The sequence below is a fragment of the Variovorax sp. E3 genome (assembly GCF_016082275.1).
GTDB lineage: Bacteria > Pseudomonadota > Gammaproteobacteria > Burkholderiales > Burkholderiaceae_C > Variovorax.
Genome location: NZ_MOWM01000020.1, coordinates 47,155 through 71,332, shown reverse-complemented (window position 1 = coordinate 71,332; position 24,178 = coordinate 47,155). Strand labels below are relative to the sequence as shown.

The 24,178-nt window shown below is 67.8% G+C and carries 21 protein-coding genes and 6 pseudogenes; 10 read left to right on the top strand and 17 right to left on the bottom strand.

The genetic code is table 11. The features are described 5' to 3' along the window. Positions 1-87: 87 nt before the first annotated feature. The 9 genes and pseudogenes from BMG07_RS10300 to BMG07_RS10260 form a co-directional block, all read right to left on the bottom strand. The gene (locus BMG07_RS10300; protein WP_198084480.1) at positions 88-1,233 is read right to left on the bottom strand and encodes an ABC transporter substrate-binding protein; all 1,146 of its coding nucleotides are present in this window, start codon (positions 1,231-1,233) and stop codon (positions 88-90) included. A gap of 47 nt (positions 1,234-1,280) precedes the next feature. Further along, complete coding sequence (gene paaE / locus BMG07_RS10295) at positions 1,281-2,366, bottom strand: 1,2-phenylacetyl-CoA epoxidase subunit PaaE (protein WP_198084479.1); 1,086 nt, start codon at positions 2,364-2,366, stop codon at positions 1,281-1,283. An 11-nt stretch (positions 2,367-2,377) separates the two neighbouring features. After that, positions 2,378-2,899, bottom strand: a complete 522-nt coding sequence (paaD, locus tag BMG07_RS10290; RefSeq protein ID WP_198084482.1) for a 1,2-phenylacetyl-CoA epoxidase subunit PaaD — start codon at positions 2,897-2,899, stop codon at positions 2,378-2,380. A 20-nt stretch (positions 2,900-2,919) separates the two neighbouring features. Continuing rightward, positions 2,920-3,699, bottom strand: coding sequence for a 1,2-phenylacetyl-CoA epoxidase subunit PaaC (paaC, locus tag BMG07_RS10285; protein ID WP_198084478.1), 780 nt, complete (start codon positions 3,697-3,699; stop codon positions 2,920-2,922). A 375-nt stretch (positions 3,700-4,074) separates the two neighbouring features. Beyond that, complete coding sequence (gene paaB, locus BMG07_RS10280; RefSeq protein WP_198084477.1) at positions 4,075-4,374, bottom strand: 1,2-phenylacetyl-CoA epoxidase subunit PaaB; 300 nt, start codon at positions 4,372-4,374, stop codon at positions 4,075-4,077. Next, on the bottom strand, positions 4,371-5,381 hold the full coding sequence (paaA, locus tag BMG07_RS10275) for a 1,2-phenylacetyl-CoA epoxidase subunit PaaA (protein WP_198084476.1): 1,011 nt from the start codon (positions 5,379-5,381) through the stop codon (positions 4,371-4,373). Before paaA ends, paaB begins: the two co-directional genes overlap by 4 nt. A gap of 34 nt (positions 5,382-5,415) precedes the next feature. Continuing rightward, entirely contained in the window at positions 5,416-6,726 is a 1,311-nt protein-coding gene (paaK, locus tag BMG07_RS10270; protein WP_198084475.1) for a phenylacetate--CoA ligase PaaK, read from the bottom strand. Positions 6,727-6,741: 15 nt separating this feature from the next. Then, positions 6,742-7,191: a hydroxyphenylacetyl-CoA thioesterase PaaI gene (paaI, locus tag BMG07_RS10265; protein ID WP_198084474.1), complete on the bottom strand. Its 450-nt coding sequence runs from the start codon at positions 7,189-7,191 to the stop codon at positions 6,742-6,744. Between the two features lie 3 nt (positions 7,192-7,194). Next, positions 7,195-7,997, bottom strand: a pseudogene (locus tag BMG07_RS10260) (enoyl-CoA hydratase-related protein). A 148-nt stretch (positions 7,998-8,145) separates the two neighbouring features. Here BMG07_RS10260 and BMG07_RS10255 point away from each other — a divergent pair. Together BMG07_RS10255 and BMG07_RS10250 are read left to right on the top strand one after the other, a co-directional pair. After that, positions 8,146-8,748: a phenylacetic acid degradation protein PaaY gene (locus BMG07_RS10255; RefSeq protein ID WP_198084473.1), complete on the top strand. Its 603-nt coding sequence runs from the start codon at positions 8,146-8,148 to the stop codon at positions 8,746-8,748. A gap of 68 nt (positions 8,749-8,816) precedes the next feature. Then, positions 8,817-9,443, top strand: coding sequence for a TetR/AcrR family transcriptional regulator (locus tag BMG07_RS10250; RefSeq protein WP_198084472.1), 627 nt, complete (start codon positions 8,817-8,819; stop codon positions 9,441-9,443). On the opposite strand, the pseudogene BMG07_RS10245 reads toward BMG07_RS10250, so the two are convergent. Both BMG07_RS10245 and BMG07_RS10240 read right to left on the bottom strand, forming a co-directional pair. Then, positions 9,403-10,459 (bottom strand): annotated as a pseudogene (locus tag BMG07_RS10245) (LacI family DNA-binding transcriptional regulator). The gene BMG07_RS10250 and the pseudogene BMG07_RS10245 overlap by 41 nt on opposite strands. A 123-nt stretch (positions 10,460-10,582) precedes the next feature. Further along, positions 10,583-11,629 carry an SDR family oxidoreductase gene (locus BMG07_RS10240; protein ID WP_307866926.1) on the bottom strand — a complete coding sequence of 349 codons (1,047 nt, stop codon included), beginning with the start codon at positions 11,627-11,629 and terminating at the stop codon, positions 10,583-10,585. Between the two features lie 135 nt (positions 11,630-11,764). Between BMG07_RS10240 and BMG07_RS10235 the strand changes: the two genes are divergently transcribed. Further along, complete coding sequence (locus tag BMG07_RS10235) at positions 11,765-12,337, top strand: TetR/AcrR family transcriptional regulator (RefSeq protein ID WP_198084471.1); 573 nt, start codon at positions 11,765-11,767, stop codon at positions 12,335-12,337. A 13-nt stretch (positions 12,338-12,350) separates the two neighbouring features. On the opposite strand, the gene BMG07_RS10230 is transcribed toward BMG07_RS10235, so the two are convergent. The 4 genes and pseudogenes from BMG07_RS10230 to BMG07_RS10215 form a co-directional block, all read right to left on the bottom strand. Then, entirely contained in the window at positions 12,351-13,388 is a 1,038-nt protein-coding gene (locus tag BMG07_RS10230; RefSeq protein ID WP_198084470.1) for a VWA domain-containing protein, read from the bottom strand. Beyond that, on the bottom strand, positions 13,385-14,374 hold the full coding sequence (locus BMG07_RS10225) for a DUF58 domain-containing protein (protein ID WP_198084469.1): 990 nt from the start codon (positions 14,372-14,374) through the stop codon (positions 13,385-13,387). Before BMG07_RS10225 ends, BMG07_RS10230 begins: the two co-directional genes overlap by 4 nt. Then, positions 14,355-15,367: pseudogene (locus BMG07_RS10220) on the bottom strand (AAA family ATPase). Before BMG07_RS10220 ends, BMG07_RS10225 begins: the two are co-directional and overlap by 20 nt. 22 nt (positions 15,368-15,389) lie before the next feature. After that, positions 15,390-16,396: pseudogene (locus tag BMG07_RS10215) on the bottom strand (S1C family serine protease). A gap of 89 nt (positions 16,397-16,485) precedes the next feature. Between BMG07_RS10215 and BMG07_RS10210 the strand changes: the two are divergent. Further along, a pseudogene (locus tag BMG07_RS10210) lies at positions 16,486-17,345 on the top strand (TatD family hydrolase). A 128-nt stretch (positions 17,346-17,473) separates the two neighbouring features. Here BMG07_RS10210 and BMG07_RS10205 read toward each other — a convergent pair. Together BMG07_RS10205 and BMG07_RS10200 are read right to left on the bottom strand one after the other, a co-directional pair. Further along, positions 17,474-17,635, bottom strand: coding sequence for a hypothetical protein (locus BMG07_RS10205; RefSeq protein WP_198084468.1), 162 nt, complete (start codon positions 17,633-17,635; stop codon positions 17,474-17,476). A gap of 6 nt (positions 17,636-17,641) precedes the next feature. Next, positions 17,642-17,818: a hypothetical protein gene (locus BMG07_RS10200; RefSeq protein ID WP_198084467.1), complete on the bottom strand. Its 177-nt coding sequence runs from the start codon at positions 17,816-17,818 to the stop codon at positions 17,642-17,644. Positions 17,819-18,045: 227 nt separating this feature from the next. Here BMG07_RS10200 and BMG07_RS10195 point away from each other — a divergent pair, with 227 nt between their 5' ends. From BMG07_RS10195 to BMG07_RS10170, 6 genes and pseudogenes are all read left to right on the top strand, one after another. Next, positions 18,046-18,861, top strand: a complete 816-nt coding sequence (locus BMG07_RS10195; RefSeq protein ID WP_198084466.1) for a methyltransferase, TIGR04325 family — start codon at positions 18,046-18,048, stop codon at positions 18,859-18,861. Positions 18,862-18,911: 50 nt separating this feature from the next. Then, positions 18,912-19,445: a DNA-deoxyinosine glycosylase gene (locus BMG07_RS10190; RefSeq protein WP_198084465.1), complete on the top strand. Its 534-nt coding sequence runs from the start codon at positions 18,912-18,914 to the stop codon at positions 19,443-19,445. Further along, a complete protein-coding gene (locus BMG07_RS10185; RefSeq protein WP_198084464.1) occupies positions 19,445-20,215 on the top strand; it encodes a spermidine synthase in 771 nt (256 codons plus the stop codon). The genes BMG07_RS10190 and BMG07_RS10185 overlap by 1 nt, the downstream gene beginning before the upstream one ends. Positions 20,216-20,223: 8 nt before the next feature. Beyond that, complete coding sequence (locus BMG07_RS10180) at positions 20,224-22,020, top strand: GspE/PulE family protein (protein WP_198084463.1); 1,797 nt, start codon at positions 20,224-20,226, stop codon at positions 22,018-22,020. A gap of 124 nt (positions 22,021-22,144) precedes the next feature. Beyond that, a pseudogene (locus BMG07_RS10175) lies at positions 22,145-22,632 on the top strand (tripartite tricarboxylate transporter TctB family protein). A 19-nt stretch (positions 22,633-22,651) separates the two neighbouring features. Beyond that, positions 22,652-24,163 carry a tripartite tricarboxylate transporter permease gene (locus BMG07_RS10170; protein ID WP_198084462.1) on the top strand — a complete coding sequence of 504 codons (1,512 nt, stop codon included), beginning with the start codon at positions 22,652-22,654 and terminating at the stop codon, positions 24,161-24,163. Positions 24,164-24,178: the final 15 nt, after the last annotated feature.

The following is a 24,178-nucleotide window of genomic DNA, read 5'->3' as shown; positions in this document are numbered from 1 at the left end:
GGGGCGCGGCTCGTTCGGCGCAGTGCTTCATCGAACGCCGCTTGCCCCCACCCCGGCCCTCCCCCGGGAGGGGAGGGAGAAACGCCGTCAGGGTTGATATTTCCAGGCGTTGTTTTCGATCTTCACCATCACGCGGGCGCGCTGGTCCAGGCCCAGGTGGTCTTTCTCGGTCATGCTGAACACGCCGTGCGCGCCCGACACTTCCTTGACCTGCTCGAGCGCATCGCGCAGCGCGGCGCGGAATTCCGGCGTGCCGGGTTGCGCCTTCTTCAGCGCGACGGGCACGGCCGAGGTCATCAGCAGGCCGGCGTCCCAGGCGTGCGCGCCGAAGGTCGACACGGTGCCCTTGCCGTAGGCGGCTTCGTAGGCGGCGACGTAAGCCAGCGCCGACTTCTTCACCGGGTTGCTGGCCGGCAGCTGTTCGGCCACGAGCACGGGGCCGGCGGGCAGGAAGGTGCCTTCCACGTCCTTGCCGCCCACGCGCAGGAAGTCGGCGTTCGCCACGCCGTGGGTCTGGTACATCTTGCCGGTGTAGCCGCGTTCCTTGAGCGTCTTCTGTGGCAGCGCGGCCGGGGTGCCCGAGCCCGCGACCAGCACGGCGTCGGCCTTGGAGGCCATGATCTTCAGCGCCTGGCCGGTCACCGAGGTGTCGGTGCGCGAGTAGCGCTCGTTGGCGACCACGGTGATCTTCTTCAGCGCCGCGGCCTTGGCGAATTCTTCCGACCAGCCTTCGCCGTAGGCGTCGGAGAAGCCGATGAAGGCGACGGTCTTCACGCCGTTGGCGGCCATGTGCTCGGCAATGGCCAGCGACATCATGATGTCGTTCTGCGGCGTCTTGAACACCCACTTCTTCTTGGCGTCCATCGGCTCGATGATGCGGGCCGACGCGGCGATGGAGATCATCGGCGTCTTGGCTTCGCTGACCACGTCGATCATGGCCAGCGAGTTGGGCGTGGTGGTCGAGCCCAGCACGATGTCGACCTTGTTCTCGGCGATGAGCTTGCGCGTGTTGGCCACGGCGGCGGTGGTGTCCGAGGCGTCGTCCAGCACGATGTAGTTGATCTTCTGGCCCGCGATGGTCTTGGGCATCAGCGAGATGGTGTTCTTCTCGGGAATGCCGAGCGAGGCGGCCGGGCCGGTGGCCGAGACCGTCACGCCGACATTGACGTCGGCCCAGGTTGCGGTGGCGCTGGCGCACAGCGCGGCAATCAGCAAGGGCTTGAAGAATTTCATTTGGACTTGTCTCCGGGTTGAAAAAAGATTGAGGCCTGAAGTATCTATCAGCGCTCGTCGAAAGACAGCGTGACGCGTTCAGTAAGGGGGTGGGCCTGGCAGGTCAATACGAAACCCGCGGCCACCTCATTCTTGTCGAGCGCGAAGTTTCTTTCCATGCGGACTTCCCCGTCCACGCACTTGGCGCGGCAGGTGCCGCAGACCCCGGAGGTGCAAGAAAACGGCACTTCGAGCCCCGCCGCCGACGCCGCGTCGAGGATGCTCGGCTGGCCTTCGGTGAACGTGATCTCGCGCTGCAGGCCGTCGCGCACGATGGTGATGCGCGACTGCTTGGCATCGCCCGGCTGCGCCTCGTGCACCACCGCGCCCACCTGCGTGGCCGAGGGCAGCGCCACGCCGAAGCGCTCGATGTGGATGCGCTCCTCGGGCACGCCGGCCGCGAGCAGCGCGGCCTCGGCCTCGTCGTTCATCTGGAACGGGCCGCACACGTACACGTGGTCGATGCGCGCGGCCGGCACCATGCCTTGCAGGAACTCGCCGATCTTCTCGCGGTTCATCACGCCGAAGCCCAGCGGCGAGTCGGTGTGCTCGTCGGAGAACACGTGCTGCAGCACGAGCCGCGTCATGTAGCGGTTCTTCAGGTCCTCGATTTCTTCCTTGAACATCGTGGACTGGAGCTGGCGGTTGCCGTAGATCAGCGTGAAGCGGCTCGCGGGCTCGCGCGCCAGCACCGTCTTCATGATCGACAGGATCGGCGTGATGCCGCTGCCGCCGGCAATGCCGACGTGGTGCCGCGCCGAGGAAGGCTCGATCGGCACGAAGAAGCGGCCCTGCGGCGCCATCACCTGCAGGGTGTCGCCGGGCTGCAGGCTGGCGTTGATCCAGTTGGAGAACACGCCGCCGCGCACCTTGCGCACGCCGACGCGCAGCTCGTTGTCGTCCAGGCCGGCGCAGATCGAATAGGAGCGGCGCAGGTCCTGGCCGTCGATGTCATGTCGCAAGGTGAGGTACTGGCCCTGCGTGAAGCCGAAGACTTCCTGCAGGTCGGCCGGCACCTCGAACGAGACGATGACGGCCTCGGCCGTGTCGGGCTCGATGGCCTTCACGCGCAAGGGATGGAAGAGGGTGCTCATCGTGGGGTGCCTCAGATAGGCTTGAAATGTTCGAAAGGTTCGCGGCAGGCCATGCAGCGGTACAGCGCCTTGCAGGCGGTGGAGCCGAAGGCCGACAGCCGCTCGGTGCGTTCGCTCGCGCAGCGCGGGCAGGCGATGCGCTCGCCGGCGATGCGGCCGAAGAGCTTGATCGGCATCGCGGTGTTGGCCGCGACTTCGGGCGTGAGGTGCGCCGGCGGCGCGATGCCGTAGGCCTTGAGCTTGGCGCGGCCTTCGTCGCTGATCCAGTCGCTCGACCACGCGGGCGCGCGGCGCAGGCTGGCGCGGGCATGGCCGAGGCCGGCCTTCTCGATCGCGGCCAGCACGTCGTGCTCGATCGCCTCGGTGGCGGGGCAGCCGGAGTAGGTCGGCGTGAGCACGATCTCCAGCCCGTCGTCGTGTTCGATCACGTCGCGCACGATGCCCAGGTCGCACACCGACACGGCCGGCACCTCGGGGTCGAGCACGGTGTGCAGCACGGCCCAGGCGGCGTCGATGCGCGAAGCCGTGGTCATGAGCCCGGCGGTGGCGGTGGTCACCACACGCCTCCGGGAAAGCTGCGCTGCAGGTGCTGCATCTCGGCCAGGATGTAGCCCATGTGTTCGCTGTGCACGCCCTGCTTGCCGGTGCTGCGGAACGCGGCTTCCTTCGGCATCTGGAGGCCGGCGGCGTCGAACACCTGCTGCATGTCGGCCAGCCACGGTTCGCGCAGCTCGCTCCATGCCGGGCCGAGGCCGCTGGCGCTGGCTTCGGCGTCGACCGCGTCGCTCTCGAACAGCTCGGGCATGTAGAGCCACAGCTGCTTGAGCGCTTTCTCGATGCGGCGGCGCGATTCGTCGGTGCCGTCGCCCAGCCGCACCACCCAATCGCCCGAGTGCTGCTGGTGGTAGCGCGCTTCCTTCACGGCCTTGCCGGCGATGGCGGCCACTTCGGCATCGCTCGACGCGGCCAGCCGTTGCCACAGCAGCTTGAGCAGCGTGGCCACCATGGTGTTGCGCACCACGGCAAACGCGAAGTCGCCGCGCGGTAGTTCGGCAATGGTGAGGTTGAAGTAGTCGCGCTCTTCGCGCAGGTAGGCCAGCTGGTCTTCGTCGTGCTCGCGGCCTTCGCCTTCGAGCTTACCGGCGTGCGTGAGCAGCGCGCGTGCCTGGCCGACGAGGTCGAGCGCGATGTTGGCCATCGCGATGTCTTCTTCCAGCACGGGCGCGTGGCCGCACCATTCCCCGAGGCGCTGCGAAAGCACCAGGCAGGTGTCGCCGATGCGCAGCAGGTACTGCACGGCGGGTGTTCGGTTCAGTTCGATCGATGCTTGCATTTCAGTGGCTCCAACGCGCGTTGTGTCGCGGGTTGCTTGTGATGTTCGAGGGGCTCTTTTTGGGGCGCTGCTGTTCAGGGCTTGTGCACAGGACACCGGGTACTCCCCTCCGCGAATGTCCCCCGGGGCTGCGCCCCTCCTCCTTTATTTCGCTGCGGGGAGTACCCAGTGCCCTGTGCACCTGGGCACGCTGCTGGTGCGCGCCGATCAACGACGGCTCCGAATAACGCTCACGTCGATGGTGTGCTCTGCGCAGCGAAATAAAGGAGGGGCCCGAAGGGCGGGGGACATTCGCGGAGCAGAGCACGCCGTCGGCGTGGGCGCCCCCCGAATGCCTTCCATGCCGACCAAGGACCAGCAGCAGCGTTCCCATGGCTACATATGGTCGACAGACTTCGGCAGCGCGTAGAACGTCGGATGGCGGTAGACCTTGTCTTCCGCCGGATCGAAGAACATGTCCTTGTCCGCCGGATCGCTCGCCACGATCTGCTCCGAGCGCACCACCCAGATGCTGCTGCCTTCCTGGCGGCGCGTGTACACGTCGCGCGCCATCTGGATCGCCATCTTCGAATCGGCGGCGTGCAGGCTGCCGCAATGCTTGTGGTCCAGGCCCGCCTTGCTGCGCACGAACACTTCCCACAGGGGCCACTCTTGTTTGCTGTTGTCGGCGCTCATGCGGCCTCCTTCATCGGTTGTTTGTTGGCATGGGCCATGGCGGCTTCGCGCACCCATGCGCCGTCTTCCCAGGCGTCCACGCGGGCCTGCAGCCGCTCGCGGTTGCACGGGCCGTCGCCGCCGATCACGCGCCAGAACTCGCTCCAGTCGATGGCGCCGAAGTCGTGCGCCTGGCGCTCCTCGTTCCACTTCAGGTCGGGGTCGGGCAAGGTCACGCCGAGGATGGCGGCTTGTTCGACGGCGGCGTCGATGAACTTCTGGCGCAGCTCGTCGTTGCTGAAACGCTTGATGCCCCAGCGCATCGACTGCGCACTGTTGGGCGACTGGTCGTCGGGCGGGCCGAACATCATGATCGAGGGCCACCACCAGCGGTTCACCGCGTCCTGCACCATCGCCTTCTGCGCGTCGGTGCCGTGGGTCATCATCGTCAGCAGGGCTTCATAGCCCTGGCGCTGGTGGAAGCTCTCCTCGCGGCAGATGCGGATCATGGCGCGTGCGTACGGGGCGTAAGAGCAGCGGCAGATCGGCACCTGGTTCATGATGGCCGCGCCGTCGACCAGCCAGCCGATGGTCCCCATGTCGGCCCAGGTCAGCGTGGGGTAGTTGAAGATCGAGCTGTACTTGGCCTTGCCGGTGTGCAGCGCGTCGAACATCTGGTCGCGCGAGGTGCCCAGCGTCTCGGCGGCGGCGTACAGGTAGAGGCCGTGGCCGCCTTCGTCCTGCACCTTGGCCAGCAGGATCGCCTTGCGCTTGAGCGTGGGCGCGCGGCTGATCCAGTTGCCCTCGGGCAGCATGCCCACGATTTCCGAGTGCGCGTGCTGGCTGATCTGGCGCACCAGCGTCTTGCGGTAGTGCTCGGGCATCCAGTCCTTGGCCTCGATGAAATCGCCCGCGTCGATGTGGGCGTCGAAGCGCTCTTCGAGCTTCATCTCCTCGGCGGAGCGAACGGCTTTCTTCTTGCCGTCGCCAGCGTCCTTGCCCATGGTGTCCATTGCCTGGGTGTACATGTGCGTGTCCTTTCGGTGGGGTGTGAGGGGCCGGTCAGCGCGGGCGCGTGTCGATCACGCGGCGGGCCTTGCCGGTCTGGGTGCGTTCCATCTCGTTGGGTGCGTGAACCACCACCTGCGTGGAAATGCCGATGAGCGTCTTCACGCGGTGCTGTACCCAGTCGCCGATGGCGGCGCGGTCGGCCGAGGCGGCGTCGGCGGGGTTGAGTTCGCAGTGCACCTCGACCTGGTCGAGCTTGTCGGTGCGGCTCACGTGCACCTGATAAAGACCCGACAGCGCCTTGTGCGCGAGCACGATCTCTTCCACCTGCGTGGGGAAGACGTTGACGCCGCGGATGATCATCATGTCGTCGCTGCGCCCGACGATCTTGCCCATGCGGCGGAACGAGCGCGAGGTGGGCGGCAGCAGGCGCGTGAGGTCGCGCGTGCGGTAGCGCACGATGGGCATGGCTTCCTTGCTCAGCGAGGTGAACACCAGCTCGCCTTCTTCGCCGTCGGCCTTCAGCTCGCCGGTTTCGGGGTCGATGATCTCGGGGTAGAAGTGGTCTTCCCAGATGACGGGGCCGTCCTTGCTCTCGACGCATTCGCTGGCCACGCCGGGGCCCATCACCTCGCTCAGGCCGTAGATGTCGACCGCGTCGATGCCGGCCTTGGCCTCGATGTCGCGGCGCATGGCTTCGGTCCACGGCTCGGCGCCGAAGATGCCGAGCTTGAGCGAGCTGTCCTTGGCGTCGAGGCCCTGGCGCTCGAACTGCTCGATGATCACCTGCATGTAGCTGGGCGTGACCATGATGATGTTCGGCTTGAAGTCCTGGATCAGCTGCACCTGCTTCTCGGTCTGGCCGCCCGACATCGGGATGACGGTGCAGCCCGCGCGCTCGGCGCCGTAGTGCGCGCCCAGCCCGCCCGTGAACAAGCCGTAGCCGTACGACACGTGGATCATGTCGCCGGCGCGTCCGCCCGCGGCGCGGATGGAGCGCGCGACCAGGTCGGCCCAGGTGTCGATGTCCTTCAGCGTGTAGCCGACCACGGTCGGCTTGCCGGTGGTGCCCGACGAGGCGTGGATGCGGGCCACCTTCTCGCGCGGCACGGCGAACATGCCGAAGGGGTAGTTGTCGCGCAGGTCGCTCTTCACCGTGAACGGGAACTTCGACAGGTCGGCCAGCGACTTCAAATCGTTCGGGTGCACGCCCTTGGCGTCGAAGGCCTTGCGGTAGTGCGCCACGTTGTCGTAGGCGCGCTGCAGCGTGGCGCGCAGGCGGGTGAGTTGCAGCGCCGCGATTTCGTCGCGGCTGGCGGTCTCGATGGGCTCGAGTTCGCCGGGGGCGGGGCGTTGGACTGTCATGGTTCTCGGGGCTCCTCAGGCGGCGACGGCGGGGCGGCCCTTGGCCGTGTACGAGCGGCCGCGGAACATCGCGATGCGCTCGCCGCGCTGGTTGGTGATTTCGGTGTCGTACACGCCGGTGCGCCCGGCCTTCGACACTTCGTGGCAGCGCGCGGTGAGCAGGTCGCCCTCGCGCGCGGGGGCGATGAAGTCGATCGAGAAGCCCGAGGCCACGGTCAGCTCGTTGTACGAGTTGCAGGCAAAGGCGAAGGTCGAATCGGCCAGCGTGGCCATGAAGCCGCCGTGGCAGGTGGCGTGGCCGTTGAGCATGTCGGCGCGCACGGGCATCTCGATGGTGGCCTGGCCGGGGCCGACCTCGACGATGCGCATGCCCAGGCCCTGCGTGGCGTTGTCGTTGGCGAGCATGCCGTCGCGGACGTACTCGGCCGTCTGCTGCGGCGTGCGTTGTGGGGTGGTCTCGGTCATGGGTCAGCGGTCCTTGAAGACGGGGGCGCGCTTGGCGCGGAAGGCTTCGACGCCTTCGCGGTAGTCGTCGGCATTGCCCATCTCGCGTTGGATGCGGGCTTCTTCGGCCAGGGCCGTGCCCAGGTCCATGTCCTGCGCGGCGGCCATGGCCTGGCGCGTGGCGACGAGGGCGCGGGTGGGCATGCCGGCCAGCTTGAGTGCGAGGGCCGCGGTGGTGTCCGTCAGCGCCGCGTCGTCCACGCACTGCCAGATCAGGCCGATGCGAGCCGCTTCTTCGGCCGGCAGCTTGTCGCCGAGCATCGCGATGCCCAGCGCGCGCGCCGGGCCCACGAGGCGGGGCAGCAGCCAGGTGCCGCCGGTGTCCGGCACCAGGCCGATCTTGGTGAAGGCCTGGATGAAGCTGGCCGAGCGGCCGGCCACCACGAGGTCGCAGCACAGCGCCAGGTTGGCGCCCGCGCCGGCGGCCACGCCGTTGACGGCGGCGATGACGGGCACCGGCATCGAGCGCAGGCGCGCGACGAGCGGGGCGTAGTAAGCGGAGATGACGTGGCCCAAGTCCTTGGGCGCGGCGCCGGGTGTCGGGTCGGGCGCGACCGACGGGTCGGCCAGGTCCTGGCCGGCGCAGAAGGCGCGGCCGCGCCGGTGAGCACCACGCAGCGCACGCGCTCGTCTTGCGCCGCCGATTCGAGCTCGGCCATCAATGCCGCGTGCAGTTCCGTCGTGAAGCTGTTGAGCGCCGCGGGGCGGTTCAGGCTCAACGTGCGCACGGCGCCGGCGTTGCTGGTGAGTACCAAAGGCTCAGTCATGGCGTGTCTCTTTCATCCTTCGTGGGAGCGGTTCGGCGTGCAAACACTATTGACCGACCGTTCGGTTGATTTTAGGATCGACCTCCATTCCTGCACAAGCGGGGTGGGTTCAGGGCAAACCCTGAGACCCGAAAAAGAAGGAGACCGAATGCCCAGCTATTCCATCGACGGCGTGATCCCGGTCGTCGACCCGAGCGCGTACGTGCACCCCACGGCCGTGCTGATCGGCGACGTGATCGTCGGCCCCCACTGCTATGTGGGCCCGTGCGCCAGCCTGCGCGGCGACTTCGGCCGCATCGTGCTGCAGGAGGGCTCGAACGTGCAGGACCACTGCTGCGTGCACGGCTTTCCCGAGAACGACACGGTGATCGAGGTCAACGGCCACATCGGCCACGGCGCGATCCTGCACAGCTGCATCGTGCGGCGCGACGCGCTGGTGGGCATGAACGCGGTGGTGATGGACGAGGCCGAGATCGGCGAGAAGGCCATCGTCGCGGCCTGCGCCTTCGTGCCGGCCGGCATGAAGGTGCCGGCGCGCTCGCTGGTGGCGGGCATTCCGGCCAAGGTGAAGCGCGAACTGAGCGACGACGAGATCGCCTGGAAGCTCGAAGGTACGCAGACCTACCAGGCGCTCACGGTGCGCAGCCTCGCGAGCCTGCACGAAGTGACGCCGCTCGCGCAGGTGGAAGCGCAGCGCCCGCGCCTGCCGGCCACCGACGTGCGCTCGCTCATCGCCACCAAGCGCGGCTGACGGCGCCCCTTGCGCTTCGTGCAAGATCGCCCGTTGCCTTCAACCGACCAACCCAGGAACAAGAACCGATGCCGCGTGGAAGATCCGCCACCTACGACGACCAGCGCGAACTGATCCTCGCGCAGGCCGCCCAGCTGTTCGCGCGCAGCGGCTATCCGGCCACCTCGATGAACCAGGTGGCCGAGGCCTGCGGCCTGTCCAAGGCCACGCTCTACCACTACTACAAGGACAAGAGCAGCCTGCTGATCAGCATCGCCGAGACGCACGTGTCCAAGCTGGCGGCGCTGGTGGCCGAGGAAGAAGCGTCGACGCACACCGACGAACAGCGCCTGCGCCGCTTCATCTACCGCATCGTCGAGGAATACGCGGGCGCACAGGACGCGCACCGGGTGCTGACCGACGACGTGCGCTTTCTCGAAGAGGCCGACCGCGAGCGCGTGCTCGACAAGGAGCGCGAGGTGGTCGCGGGCTTTGCGCGCGCGGTGTCGGCGCTGCGGCCCGGCGCGCCGAGCGACGACCTCGCCAAGCCGCTGACCATGCTGCTGTTCGGCATGATCAACTGGATGTTCACCTGGATGAAGCCCGACGGTCCGCTCGACCACGCGGCCATGGCGCCGATCGTGGCCGACCTGTTCCTGGGCGGCATCGGCGCGGTCAGGTCGCCTGCGCCTCGCGAGGACGCTCCGGCAGCCTGAGTGGCGGGGTCAGGGCCGACACCACGGGGCTGGCGGCGACCGTGCTCTGGCGCACCACCAGTTCCACCGGCAGCGTGTTCAGGCGCGGCATGGAGCTGCCCTGCATGGCCAGCTCGAGGCCCATGCGGCCCAGCCGCTGGCGATCCACCCGCAGGGTGGTGAGCGGCGTGTGCGACTGCGCGGCGGCCTGCAGGTCGTCGAAACCCACGATCGCGATGTCTTGCGGCACCCGCAGGCCCGCGGCCACGCAGGTGTCGATGGCCGCGAGCGCGGCCCGGTCGTTGTAGGCGAACACGGCGTCGGGCGGCTCGCGCAGGCGCAGCAGCTGCTGCATCGCCATGGCGGGGCCTTCGTCGCGCGCCTGGCCCAGCGGCGGCGCGACCTCCAGCTCGGGGTCGGCCAGCATGCCGGCCTCGAACAGCGCCCGGCGGTAGCCGCGCGCGCGCTCCAGGATGCTCGCGTGCGCGGGCGCGCCCGAGATGAAGGCGATACGCCGGCGCCCGATGTCCAGCAGGTGGCGCGTGGCCTGGTAGCCGCCGTCGGCGTTGTCGGGCGTGACCGAGGGCAGGTCGCGCAGCGAGAAATCGATCAGCGCCATCGGCAGCTCCAGCTGCGCGACCATGTCGAGCACCTCGGTCTCGAAATGGCCGGCCGCCAGGATCATGTCGGGCTCGTGCAGGCGCAGCGTCTCGCAGGTGCGGTCGGTCGGTCCGCAGGTCATCAGCGTGACCTTGATGCCGTGTTCGCGGCAGGCCTGCGGGTGCCTTGGAGCACGTCCGCGAAGAACGGATCGAGCGAAGGCCGGGTGTGCGTGTCGCTGTGCTGGCTGTGCACCATGAAGACCAGGCGCCAGCCCTTGGTGTTGCGCAGGCGGGTGGCGTTGTAGCCGATCTCGCGCGCGATCTGGCGGATCAGGCGCCGCGTCTGTTCCGAAGGGCCGCGCTGGTTCTTCAGGCGCGCGAGACGGTGCTGCCCGAAACGCCGGCGGCGGCCGCCACGTCGAGGATCGTGGCCAGCGGGCTGGCATGGCCGGGGTGGCCGGGGTGGACGAGCACGTGGTTCACGGGGCCGGATCGGTGCTGCGTGGATCGGCGGCAGGCGTGCGCGCGAGGAGCCAGCCGCTGGCGGCGCGCAGAAACTCACTTCCCATATGGAGCAGGCCTCCCTGAATGTTGATGTGGCGCATGCCGGACGGCCGCCCGGGCCGCGATCAGTCGGGCTTCCATAGAGGGCGATTTCTTTTGTGCGACTGTCGAATTAAATCGCAGGCCACGGCGGCTGCGATGCGGAATTACCCGTGACGAATCTGCATTGCCAATGCAAAAAGGCCGCCTGGTGGCGGCCTTGAGGGCTGGGGAAACGGCGCGGGCCGGGAGCGGGGGCTCAGGCTGCGGTCGCGTAGCGCGCGGCCGGTTTGCCGCGCTGCGAGCCGGTGAACAGCTTGGCGCTGGCGTCGGTGAAGCTGGCGAGCAGCGCCGCCTCGTCGACCGACGCATCGTGATCGCCTCGCCCAGGTCGAGCCCGGCCAGCGCCGCGTCCACGCACTGCTCGGCCGCCATGACCGTGCCTTCGGCCAGGTTCGACACCGGCACGCCCGACAGCTCCCAGATGTCGGTGGCCGTGGCCGCCGGCAGCACCAGCTGCACCTTCACGTCGGTGCCCGCCACCTCGTCCTGCAGGCCGCGCGTGAACGCCAGCACGAAGGCCTTGGTGCCGCTGTAGATGCTGCTGATCGGTAGCGTGTGAAAGCCCAGCACCGAGCCGACGTTGACCAGCGTGCCGCGGTTGCGCGCCTTGAAGGCGGGCAGCACCGCATGGCTCAGGCGGGCGAGGGCCTGGATGTTCACGTCGAGCATCGACTGCAGCTGCGCGGCCGAGGTCTGCGCGACCGGGGCCAGCGTCGAGGTGCCGGCGTTGTTGACCAGCAGCGTGATCGCCGGGTCGGCGGCCACGGCATGGGCCACGCGCTCCAGGTCGGCGGGCGCGCCGAGGTCGGCCACCAGCGTCTGCACTTTCACGCCGTATGCGGCGCGCAGGGCGGTGGCCACTTCTTCGAGCCGGTCGCCGCGTCGCGCGACCAGCAGCAGGTCGTGGCCGCGCCGGGCCAGGCGGTCCGCGTAGATCTTGCCGAGGCCGGCCGATGCGCCCGTGACGACGGCGGTGCCGGGGTGTGCTTGTGTGCTCATGTCGATTCCATTCAAGAAAAAGCGGGGGTTGGCTTCAAGCATGATGATCATCATGTTTGATGTCGCGAAGCATGATGGTTATCATGAATGGTGTCAAGCAGGGGCTTGAAGTACCCGGAACCAAGGAGAGGTCAGATGCGGTATCCCGCGGCGGAAACGGCTGAAAAGCACACACGAATCCTCGATGAGGCCTCGCGCCTGTTCAAGGCGCGCGGCTTCGGCGGCGTGAGCGTGGCCGAGATCATGAAAGCCACGGGCCTCACGCACGGGCCCTTCTACAACCACTTCGCGTCGAAAGAAGCGCTGATGGCCGAGTGCATCGACCATGCCTCGTCCGCCGCGCTGGCCCAGCTCGACAGCGTGGCCGAAACGCCCGAGGGCATGCGCGACTACATGCGCGCCTACCTCAGCGCCGACCACCGCGACGACCGCGCCCAGGGCTGCCTGATGGCGGCATTCGCCGAGCAGACGGGGCGCGAGCCGGGCCTGTCGGCGTCGCTCACGGCGCACTTCAAGGCCACGGTGGAACGCTTCACGCGGCACTTTCCGTGGCGCTCGAAGAAGGCGGCGCGCGCCGACACGATGCTGATGCTGGCCGCCATGCTGGGCGGCGTGGTGCTGTCGCGCGCAATGGACGACAAGGCGCTGTCGGAAGAAATCCTGGAGAGCGTGCGCACCGGCCTCGAAGGCCTGGCGTCCCGCGCCTAGGCGCCCGCCTTCCTCAGAGGATGCGGTTGAACCACAGCAGCGACAGCCCCGCCGACAGCAGCGTGAGCACCGCCGCGCCGAGCGCGAACAGCGCGGAGATTTCGGTTTCCTTCTTCTCCACCGTGAGCTTGGTGCTCAGCGTCTCGTAGACCTTCTTCAGGTCGTTCGCGGTGCCGGCGTAGAAGTACTCGGCGTTGGTCTTCTGCGCGATGGCCTTGAGCGTGTCTTCGTCCAGCCGCACGCGCATCGACCAGCCCTCGAAGCCGATGGTCTCGCCGTCCACCGTGCCCACGCCCACCGTGTAGATGCGCACGCCCCGGTCGGCCGCGGCCTTGGCGGCATCGAGCGGGTCGACGCCGGTGGTGCGCTGGCCGTCGGTCAGCATGATGATGGCGGCCGAGGTGAACGAGCCGGGCGCCACGGGTGTGAAGTCCTTGAGCTTTTTCTCCGACTGGTCGATGGCCGTGCCGCGCTGGCGGCTCGGCGCGCTGAACTGCTCCACATCGAGCCCCGCGTCGGGGAACAGCGTGGCCAGCGACACCACGATGGCGTTGCCCGTGGCGGTGGCGCGCTGCAGCTGGAAGCTGTCGATCGCGGTTACCAGGTCTTCGTGGTTGGTGGTGGGCAATTGCGCCACCTGCGCGCTGCCCGCGAAGGCCACCACGCCCACCTTCACGCTGCGCGGCAGGTCCTTGATGAAGCTCTTGGCGGCCTCCTGCGCCGCCACCAGCCGGTTGGGCAGCACGTCGGCCGCGCGCATGCTGCCCGACACGTCCATCGCCAGGATGATGGTCTGCTGGTTCGACGGCAGCACCACCACCGCCATCGGCCGGGCGGCGGCGACCAGCATCGCGGCCATGGCCAGCAGGAACAGCGCGGGCGGAATGTGGCGCCGCAGCGTCTGCCCGGTGCCCATGGCCTCGCGCACGATCGACAGGCTCGCGTAGCGCACCGCCAGCTTCTTCTTGCGGCGGATCAGCCAGAGGTACAGCAGCACCAGCAGCGGCAGCGCCGCCAGCAGCCAGAGAAATTGAGGCCAGAGAAAAGTCATGCTGCCACCGCCTTCATGCCTGCCAGGCCGATGCGCGTGCGGCGCTTGCGCAGATCGGCGAAACGAACGATGGCTTCCACCAGGTCGTCGTTGGTCGAGAGCTCCAGCGCGTCGACACCGGCCTTGGCCAGCGCGCTGCGCAGAGCGTTTTCGCGCTCGGCCGCCAGGCGGGCAAAGCGCTTGCGAAAACCCGCGTCGTGCGTGTCGACCCACAGCTGCTCGCCGGTTTCGGCGTCGCGCAGCGGCACCAGGCCCAGGTCGGGCAACTCGAGTTCGAGCGGGTCGAACAGGCGCACGGCGATCACTTCGTGGCGCTGCACCAGCTGACCCAGCGGCCGCTCCCAGCCGGGCTCGCTCAAAAAGTCGGACACCACGAACACCGTGGAGCGGCGCGGCATCAGCGTGGCCGCCGACTTGAGCATGTCGTCCAGGCGCGTCATGCCCTTTTGCAGCGGCGCGCTGTCGGCCTTGCCGGCGCGCTTGTCCATGGCGTGCAGCAGCTGCAGCACGTGCCGGCGACCGCTGCGCGGCGGGATCACGGCCTCGAGGTCGTTGCCGTAGACCAGCGCGCCCACCCGGTTGCCGTGCCGCGTGAGCAGCCGCGCGAGCACGCCGACGAAGCCGGCCGAGATTTCGCGCTTGGCCTTCAGGCCCGAGCCGAAGTCGACCGAGCGGCTCAGGTCGAGCACGAACCACGCGGCCATTTCGCGGTCTTCGGTGAACACGCGCACATGCGGCGTCTGCAGCCGCGCGGTGACGTTCCAGTCGATGTGGCGCACGTCGTCGTGGTGCTGGTACTCGCGCAGGTCGGCCAGGTCCAGGCCGGTGCCGCGCATCAGCGTGCGGTAGTCGCCCTGCAGCAGGCCGTCGAGGCGGCGGATCACGGTCCACTCGAGCCGGCGCAGCGCGCGTTCGGCCCCGCCGGCCGCCGTGGCAAGCCGTTCGTCGTTCGCGGCCTCGGGGGCCTTACGCCACCAGCTTTTCATGCTCGAGCGGCTTGGGTGGGGCGGGGACCGCGCGCATGATCTTGTCGACCAGGCTGTCGGGCGTGAGGCCTTCGGACAGGCCTTCGTAGGACAGCGTCACGCGGTGGCGCAGCACGTCGGGCACCAGCGCGGTCATGTCCTCGGGCAGCGCGTAGCTGCGCCCGCGCAGCAGCGCCAGGGCGCGCGCGCCTTCGGTCAGGCTGATGCTGGCGCGCGGCTGGCGCCGAAGGTGATGAAGCGGCGCAGGTCCTTCAGGCCGTGCTTCTCGGGCGTGCGCGTGGCCGACACCAGCTTCACCGCGTACTGGATCAGCGAGGGGTCGACATACACGCGCCGGGCTTCGGCCTGCAGCTCGGCGAGCTGCTCGGTGGTGGCCACGGGCGAGGCGGCCACGGCCGGGCCGATCACGCGCTGCACGATGACGAACTCTTCCTCGTCGCTCGGGTAGTCGACCATGACCTTCATCATGAAGCGGTCGACCTGCGCCTCGGGCAGCGGGTAGGTGCCTTCGGTCTCGATGGGGTTCTGCGTGGCCATCACGAGGAACGGGCGCGGCACCTTGTGCGTCTCGCCAGCGATGGTGACCTGGCGCTCCTGCATCACTTCGAGCAGCGCGCTCTGCACCTTGGCCGGCGCGCGGTTGATTTCGTCGGCCAGCAGCAGGTTGGCGAACACCGGGCCCAGCGAGGTGCTGAACTCGCCGGTCTTCTGGTTGTAGATGCGCGTGCCCACCAGGTCGGCCGGCACCAGGTCGGGCGTGAACTGGATGCGCTTGAACTGGCCGCGCACGGTGTCGGCCAGCGTCTTGATGGTGAGCGTCTTCGCCAGCCCCGGCACGCCTTCGACCAGCAGGTGCCCGCCCGCGAGCATGGCGACCATCACGCGCTCCAGGAAGCGGTCTTGCCCGACGACCACGCGCTTGACCTCGTAGAGGATCTGCTCCATCAGTTCGGCGGTGCCGGCGGGCGTGGGGACTGCGGTCTCTGTGCTCATGCGAAGGGCTTTCGAAGAAGGATCAGAACGGGGGCGAACCGGCGGCCGACGCGGCGTTCTCGATGGGCACCGCGAAGCCGATGCCGATGAAGGTGCGCTGCTGCGTCGGGTTGAGGATGGCGGTGACGATGCCCAGCACCTCGCCGTCCATGTTGATGAGCGGGCCGCCCGAGTTGCCGGGGTTGGCGGCGGCGTCGAACTGGATCAGGTTGCCCAGCTCCTGTTTGCCCTCGGGCGAGCGGAACGAGCGCTTCAGGCCCGACACCACGCCCGCCGACACCGACGGCCCGATGCCGAACGGAAAGCCCACGGCCGCCACCTGGTCGCCCGAGCGCAGGTCGGCGGTGGAGCGCATGGTGGCGGGAATCAGGTCATCGGGCACCTTCTGGGCCTGCAGCACGGCAAGGTCGTTCTCGGGCTGCACGCCGGTGACGGTGGCCACGGCCTCCAGGCCGTCGAAGAAGGTGACCTTGATCTTGTCGCGCCCGCGACCACGTGCAGGTTGGTGAGGATCACGCCCTTGTCGACGATCACCACGCCGGTGCCCACGCCGCGTTCGACCTCGCCGGCGGGGCCGCCGTCGTTCGGTGCTTCGGGCGGCTTGCCCTTGGCCATGTTGCGGCCGCGCTTCTGGGTCTTGGCCTCGGGGGTGTTCTTCTCTTCGCCGTAGCTCACCACGCGCACCACCGAGGGCCGGATGATGTCGGCCGCCTTGGCCGCGGGCGAGGGCAGGGTGTTGGTCTGCAGCGTGCGCAGCACGGCCGCGTCGATGTCTTTCTGGGTGAGGGCCTTGCCGCCCGGGCGGGGGGCCCACAGGGCGGTGCCGGTGACCAGCGCGGCGCACAGCACGACAAGGCTTGCGAAGCTGCCGCGACCGGGTTGCCAGCGGGCCTTGGCGGGAGGGGGCGTTGCGACGCGGCCTTCGCCGGCTGCTTCGGGCGATGCGGGCGCGTCCGCCTGATCGGCCGCATCGTCTGCGGCCGGTGGCAGCGTGCGGGGCGAATGGCTGTAGACACCTGGCCTGCGCATCGGAGCACCTCCGGCAAAGAATATCGCGTGAAGGAGTTCACAGTAGCACGCTTTCCGCGCCTGTGCATCCCTTCGGGCATCATCGTGCGATGGCTACCTTCGTCGATACCCACTGCCACCTGGACGCGTCCGAATTCGGCGCCGAAATGCCCGCCATCCGCGCCCGCGCGGCCGAACGCGGCGTGGCGATGTGCGTGATCCCGGCGGTGGCGGCCTTCAATTTCCAGGCCGTGCGCGAACTGGCCCATGCGCAAGGCGACGCGTACGCGCTGGGCATTCATCCGCTGTGCACCGGCCAGGCCACCGACGCGACCTGGCCACGCTCGACGCCGAACTGAGCGCGCGGCGCGACGACCCGCGGCTGGTGGCGGTCGGCGAGATCGGGCTCGACTACTTCGTCGAAGGGCTGGACGGCGAGAAGCAGGAGCGGTTTTTTCACACTCAGTTGCAACTGGCACGCAAGCACGGGTTACCCATCCTCATCCATGTGCGGCGCTCGGTCGACAAGGTGCTCAAGCATCTGCGGCAGACGGCGGGCGGCAAGCCGTGGCAAGGCATCGCGCATGCCTTCAACGGCAGCGAGCAGCAGGCGCATGCCTGCATCGACATCGGGCTGCGGCTGGGCTTCGGCGGCGCGGTGACCTTCGAGCGCGCCCTGCAACTGCGGCGGCTGGCAACGACGCTGCCGATCGACGCGATCGTGATGGAGACCGACGCGCCCGACATCCAGCCGCACTGGCTCTACCGCACGCAGGCCCAGCGCGACGCCGGCCAGGCGCAGGGCCGCAACGAGCCCGGCGAGCTGCCGCGCATCGCCGAAGTGGTGGCCGGGCTGCGGGGCATCGGCATCGACGAGCTGGCCGCGGCCACCACGCGCAACGCGCTCCAGACGCTGCCGCGGCTCCAAAGTCTGATGGCCTTGTCGGAACGCGCGCCGCACCCCGCGTAGGCCAAAGCCCCGACCTGCGTTCGTGTGTGCGGAGGTTGCAAATTTGCTGTCATCCTTGAGGTTCACAAGTTCGTTGCTAGACCAGTGGCAAGTCAGTCACTTCCAAAACTTCATCCAACAAGGAGTCTTTACATGACCACGTCTTTCATCCGCACCATGCCCGTCGTCCTCGCGCTGGCGCTCGCCTCCATCGGCGTGTCGGCCGTGGCGCAGACCCCGGCACCCGCACCCGCCGCAGCGCCGGCAGCCGCCGAGCCCAGCACCACCGAGAAGGTGAAGGAAGCCGGCAAGGACGCCTACGATGCCACCAAGCGCACGACCAAGAAGGCCGTGAACGCCACCGAAAAGGGCACCAAGAAGGCATGGAACGCCACCAAGCGCACCACCAAGAAGGCCACCACCGCCACCAAGAACGCCGCCGCCAAGACCGGCGAAGCCGTTGAAAACGCCGGCCACAAGACGGCCGACGGCATGCGCTCCACCGGCAAGGCATCGGCGAGAAGATTCCCGGCACCGCGAGAACGAAGCCGCCAAGAAGTAAGGCAGCAAGCCGGCCCGGACCTGTTCCGGCCTTCACGAAAGAACCCGCTTCGGCGGGTTTTTTCATGCCTGTTCGCCGGCCGGGCGATGGTGGGCTTGCAGTCAGGTGATCGCGCTATGTTGAGTGGGTCCGCTTCCAGTCGAAAGGATGGAAAAGGAAATGACCTACGCCAGCGCCTCGCAAGTCGTACGGCAAATTCTCGAGGGGCCGATCACCCGGCCGGCGTTGCTGCGATGGCGTCGCCAGCAGTTCTTTTCCGAGGCTGGTTTCGGCAGCTACTTCGGGTTGTTCGAAAGCTTCGCGCAGGCGCGGGAACAACTGCCAGCCAGCCCGGAGTTCGACCACGCGGCCCTGGCGGCCGAATACGTGGACGTCCGCACGAAGAAGGTCTTTGCCTACGACTACCCCGTGATGTGGTGGCTCGAGCGCGCGTTCGGGGACGGCTCCACCCGGGTGCTCGACATCGGCGGCTCGGTGGGCGTGCACTTCCATGCCTATCGCCGCTATTTCCAGATGCCCGCGGGCTTGTCCTGGCACGTTGTCGAGGTGCCGGCCATTGCCTCGATCGGGCGGGAGGTGGCCGCGCACGCCGAGGCCGTCGGACTGAGCTTTTCGGAAGACCTGGCGCAGGCACTGGGTGGCGGCGAAGACATCTGGATCGCCGCCGGCTCCCTGCATTACTTCGAGGATGCGCGACCCGGTGACCTGCTTCGCCACTGCGCGGTTCGTCCGCGGCATGTGCTGCTGAACAAGCTCCCGCTCCATGACGGCGAGGACTACATCACCGCGCAGAACATCGGTGCCGGCTGCTTCGCGCCGATGCACGTCTACAACCGCCGGCGCTTCATCGAGGAGATCGAGGCGCGCGGCTACGTCCTGCGCGACCAGTGGCAGGTGCTGGAGCGCTCGCTCTACCTGCCGGGCTTTCCCGAGCGCAGCGTGCCGGCGTTCAGCGGGCTCTACTTCTCGCGCTGATCGGCACGGGCGCGCGCGGGGTCATTCGGGGCGGTGGCACGATACCGCCCATGAAGACTCACGCCGCATCCGATGCCGCCCCCGGCGCCGTGCTCACGGGCCTGGCGCCCCTGGTCTCGCCGGCCACCGCCGTGCTCGTCCTCGGCAGCTTTCCCGGGGTCAAGTCGCTTGAGCGGCAGCAGTACTATGCACACCCCCAAAACCAGTTCTGGAAGATCCTGCAAGCCGTGTGGCCCGACATTCCCCTTCCCTCGGGCCCCGACAGCTATGGCCCGCGTTGCCAGTGGCTGCTCGCGCGCGGCCTGGGCGTGTGGGACGTGTACGGCGCCTGCGAGCGCGAGGGCAGCCTCGACTCGGCCATTCGCGCGCCCGTGGCGAACGACATCGCCGGCCTGCATCTGCCCAGGCTCGCGGCCATTGCCCACAACGGCGGCGAGAGCTTCAAGCACGCGCGCCACACGCGCACCCTGGGCGTGCCGGTCTATTCGCTGCCTTCCACCAGCCCCGCCAATGCGTCGTGGAGCTTCGAGCGCAAGCTCGCGGCCTGGCGCGAGGTTCTTGTCGCCCACCATTTAGTCTCCTGATGGCATCGAGCAAAACTCCCGTTCTTCTTCCCGAAGTCAATTTTTCCGACTGGGGCGATATCCGCTATCTGCACCTGGGCACCGAGTGGGTCCAGGGCTCGATGAAGATCGACGCGCCCTTCGAGATCGAGCTCGAATATGTGCAGCGCATGATGGCCTGGCTGCTGTTCGCCGACGGCAAGACCGTGGCCAGCCGGCACGCGATGCAACTGGGCCTGGGCGCGGCCACGCTCACCAAGTTCAGCCGCAAGATCCTGCGCATGCGCACCACCGCGATCGAGCTCAATCCGCAGGTGGTGTCGGCCTGCCGCGGCTGGTTCAAGCTGCCGCCCGACGACCCGAAGCTGCGCGTGGTCATCGCCGATGCCGCGGCCGAAATCCGCAAGCCCGAATGGCACGGCACCGTCGATGCGCTGCAGGTCGACCTGTACGACCACGAGGCCGCCGCGCCCGTGCTCGACAGCGAAGACTTCTATGCCGACTGCCGCGCGCTGCTCACTGATGACGGTTGCATGACCGTCAACCTTTTCGGCCGCTCGTCGAGCTACGAGCGCAGCCTCGAAAAAATCGCCGGCGCATTCGGCGCGAACGCGGTGTGGGCCTTCAAGCCGACGCGCGAAGGCAACACGGTGGTGCTCGCGCAGCGCACGCCGAGCCGTCCCAAGCGCGAGGCGCTTGCCGAGCGCGCGCAAACGATCCAGACTCGCTGGGGCCTGCCCGCGCCCAAGTGGCTGCGGGTGTTCAAACCTTTGACTACTTCTCTCACCTGAACCGGTTCATGAGCGCTGTTCCTGCTGCTTCCGCTCCCGCACTTTCGGCCACCCGCCACGAAGGCCCGCTCGACCTGCGGCGCCTGATCGAATGGCTGGCTGCCGACGGCGTGATCTCCCCGGTCGAGGCCAAGCGCACCATCGCGCGCTGCGCGCAGGCCGAGAGCCGCCAGGCACCGCTGGTGCGCCTGGCCAACGTCGCCATGACGCGCGAGAGCGACAACAAGCCGCTCGACCTGGAGATGCTCACGCAATGGCTCGCGGGCCGCGCCGGGCTCACGTACCTGCGCATCGATCCGCTCAAGGTCGACGTGGGCAAGGTCGCCGACACCATGAGCGCGGCCTACGCCGAGCGCCACAAGGTGCTGCCGGTGCAGGTGCTGCCCACCGAGGTGGTGGTGGCCACGGCCGAGCCTTTTCTTACCGACTGGATCTCCGAGGTCGAGCGCCAGTCGCGCCGCACGGTGCGCCGCGTGGTGGCCAACCCGGCCGACATCCAGCGCTACACGGCCGAGTTCTTCGCGCTCGCGAAGTCGGTGCGCGCCGCGCAGAAGGCCGGCGGCAACACCGGCGGCGCGAGCTTCGAGCAGCTGGTCGAGCTGGGCAAGAGCAACAAGCAGCTCGACGCCAACGACCAGAGCGTGGTGCAGGTGGTCGACTGGCTGTGGCAGTACGCTTTCGACCAGCGCGCGAGCGACATCCACCTGGAGCCGCGCCGCGAGCAGGGCGTGATCCGCTTTCGCATCGACGGCATCCTGCATCCGGCCTACCAGATGCCGATGGGCGTGATGAACGCGATGGTCGCGCGCATCAAGCTGCTCGGCCGCATGGACGTGGTCGAAAAGCGCCGTCCGCTCGACGGCCGCATCAAGACCCGCAACATGCGCGGCGACGAAGTCGAAATGCGCCTGTCGACCTTGCCGACCGCCTTCGGCGAGAAGATGGTCATGCGGATCTTCGACCCCGACACGGCGGTGAAAGACCTCGACGCGCTCGGCTTCGCTCAGCACGACGCGCAGCGCTGGGAGCAGCTGGTCACGCGGCCCAACGGCATCATCCTGGTGACCGGGCCCACGGGCTCGGGCAAGACCACCACGCTGTACTCCACGCTCAAGCGCGTGGCGACCGAAGAGGTCAACGTGAGCACGGTCGAGGACCCGATCGAAATGATCGAGTCCTCGTTCAACCAGACGCAGGTGCAGCCGCAGCTGGACTTCGGTTTCACCGAGGGCCTGCGCGCGCTGATGCGGCAGGACCCGGACATCATCATGGTGGGCGAAATCCGCGACCTCGCCACCGCCGAGATGGCGGTGCAGGCCGCGCTCACCGGCCACCTGGTGTTCAGCACGCTGCACACCAACGACGCACCCAGCGCCATCACGCGGCTGATGGAGCTGGGCGTGCCTTCGTACCTCATCAATGCGGTGATGCTGGGCGTGCTCGCGCAGCGGCTGGTGCGCACGCTGTGCCCGCACTGCAAGCAGCCCGACGACACCGTCACGCGCGAGAGCCTGGAGACCATCGTCAAGCCGTGGCAGATCACGGGCTCGGTGCGCGCCTACAAGCCGGTCGGTTGCGTCGATTGCCGCATGACCGGCTACATGGGGCGCATGGGTCTGTACGAGCTGCTCAGCATCAGCGAGCCGTTCAAGACGCAGGTCACGAAGGAGCCCAACCTCTCGGGCCTGCGCCGCCAGGCCGTGATCGACGGCATGCGGCCGCTGCGCCTGGCCGGCGCGCTGCGCGTGGCCGAGGGCGTGACCACCATCGAGGAAGTGCTGAGCGCCACGCCGCCGCTCGAATAGCCACGAAAAGGGCCATGTGGCCTTTCGGGTTATCCCTAGGCCTTTGGTTAGTGGAACCCACATCGGGCTGACCGGAAGCTGACTTCACAATCGCCTCCATCGAAAATGTTCGAGGAGACTGTTCGTGAAAATCAAAAGTCAGAAAGACTTTTTCTCGGGGTTGATGTTCACTGTCGTGGGCGTGGCGTTCGCATGGGGCGCCACCACCTACAGCGTGGGCAACGGCGCTCGCATGGGCCCGGGTTACTTCCCGTTGATGCTCGGCATCCTGATGGCCTTGATCGGCCTGGGGATCATGTTCAGCGCCTGACCGTTGAAACCAACGACGGCGAAAAGATCGGCCGATGGGCCTGGAAGCAGGTGGTGTTCATCCTGGGCGCCAACCTCGCGTTCGGCGTTCTGCTCGGCGGCCTGCCGAGCATGGGCGTGCCGGCCATGGGCATGATCATCGCGATCTACGCGCTGGTCATCATCTCGAGCCTCGCAGGCAGCGAGTTCGATCTCAAGAAGGTGCTGATTCTCTCGACCGTCCTGGCCGTGGGCAGCTACGTTGCATTCATCTGGGCGCTGAAGCTCCAGATCCAGGTCTGGCCGACCTTCATCACCGGTTGAGAAGAAAGCTGCTCACATCATGGAATTGTTTGAACACCTTTCAATGGGTTTTGGCGTTGCCTTTACCTTCACCAACCTGCTGTACTGCCTGGTCGGCTGCATTCTGGGCACGCTGATCGGCGTGCTCCCGGGCATCGGCCCGGTCGCGACCATCGCGATGCTGCTGCCCGCCACGTATGCACTGCCGCCCGTGTCGGCGCTGATCATGCTGGCCGGCATTTACTACGGCGCGCAGTACGGCGGCTCCACCACCGCGATTCTGGTGAACCTGCCGGGCGAGTCGTCCTCGGTGGTCACCGTGATCGACGGCTACCAGATGGCGCGCAAGGGCCGTGCAGGCCCGGCGCTCGCCGCCGCCGGCCTGGGCTCGTTCTTCGCGGGCTGCGTGGGCACGCTGATCCTGGCCGCGTTCGCGCCGCCGCTGACCGAGCTGGCCTTCAAGTTCGGCCCAGCCGAATACTTCTCGCTGATGATCCTGGGCCTGATCGGCGCCGTGGTTCTGGCTTCGGGCTCGCTGCTCAAGGCCATCGCGATGATCGTGCTGGGTCTCCTGCTCGGCCTGGTCGGCACCGACGTGAACTCGGGCGTGGCGCGCTACAGCTTCGACATTCCCGAGCTGACCGACGGCATCGGCTTCGTGGCCATCGCCATGGGCGTGTTCGGCTACGGCGAAATCATTGCCAACCTCTCGCGCCCCGACGACGAACGCGAAGTGTTCACCGCCAAGGTCTCGGGCCTGTTCCCGACCAAGGAAGACTTCAAGCGCATGATCCCCGCGGTGCTTCGCGGCACGGCGCTGGGTTCGGCCCTGGGCATCCTGCCCGGCGGCGGTGCGCTGCTGGCGGCTTTCGCGGCCTACACGATCGAGAAGAAGACCAAGCTGAAGCCGGGCGAAGTGCCCTTCGGCAAGGGCAACATCCGCGGCGTGGCGGCTCCCGAGTCGGCCAACAACGCCGGTGCGCAGACCTCCTTCATCCCGCTGCTGACGCTGGGCATTCCGCCCAACGCGGTGATGGCGCTGATGGTGGGTGCCATGACCATCCACAACATCCAGCCGGGCCCGCAGGTGATGACCAGCAACCCCGAGCTGTTCTGGGGCCTGATCGCCTCGATGTGGATCGGCAACGCGATGCTGATCATCCTGAACCTGCCGCTGATCGGCATGTGGATCAAGCTGCTGTCGGTGCCCTACAAGTACCTGTTCCCGGCGATCGTGCTGTTCTGCGCCATCGGCGTGTACTCGACCAACAACAACACCTTCGACATCTGGATGGTGGGCATCTTCGGTCTGGTGGGCTACACCTTCTTCAAGCTGGGTTGCGAGCCTGCGCCGTTGCTGCTGGGCTTCATCCTGGGGCCGATGATGGAAGAGAACCTGCGCCGTTCGCTGCTGCTGTCGCGTGGCGACTGGAGCGTGTTCGTGACGCGTCCCATCTCCGCCAGCCTGCTGGCCGCCGCGGCGCTGCTGCTGGTGATCGTGCTGCTGCCGGCGGTCAAGTCCAAGCGCGAAGAAGCCTTCGTGGAAGAGTGACCTGTGTGACCCGGT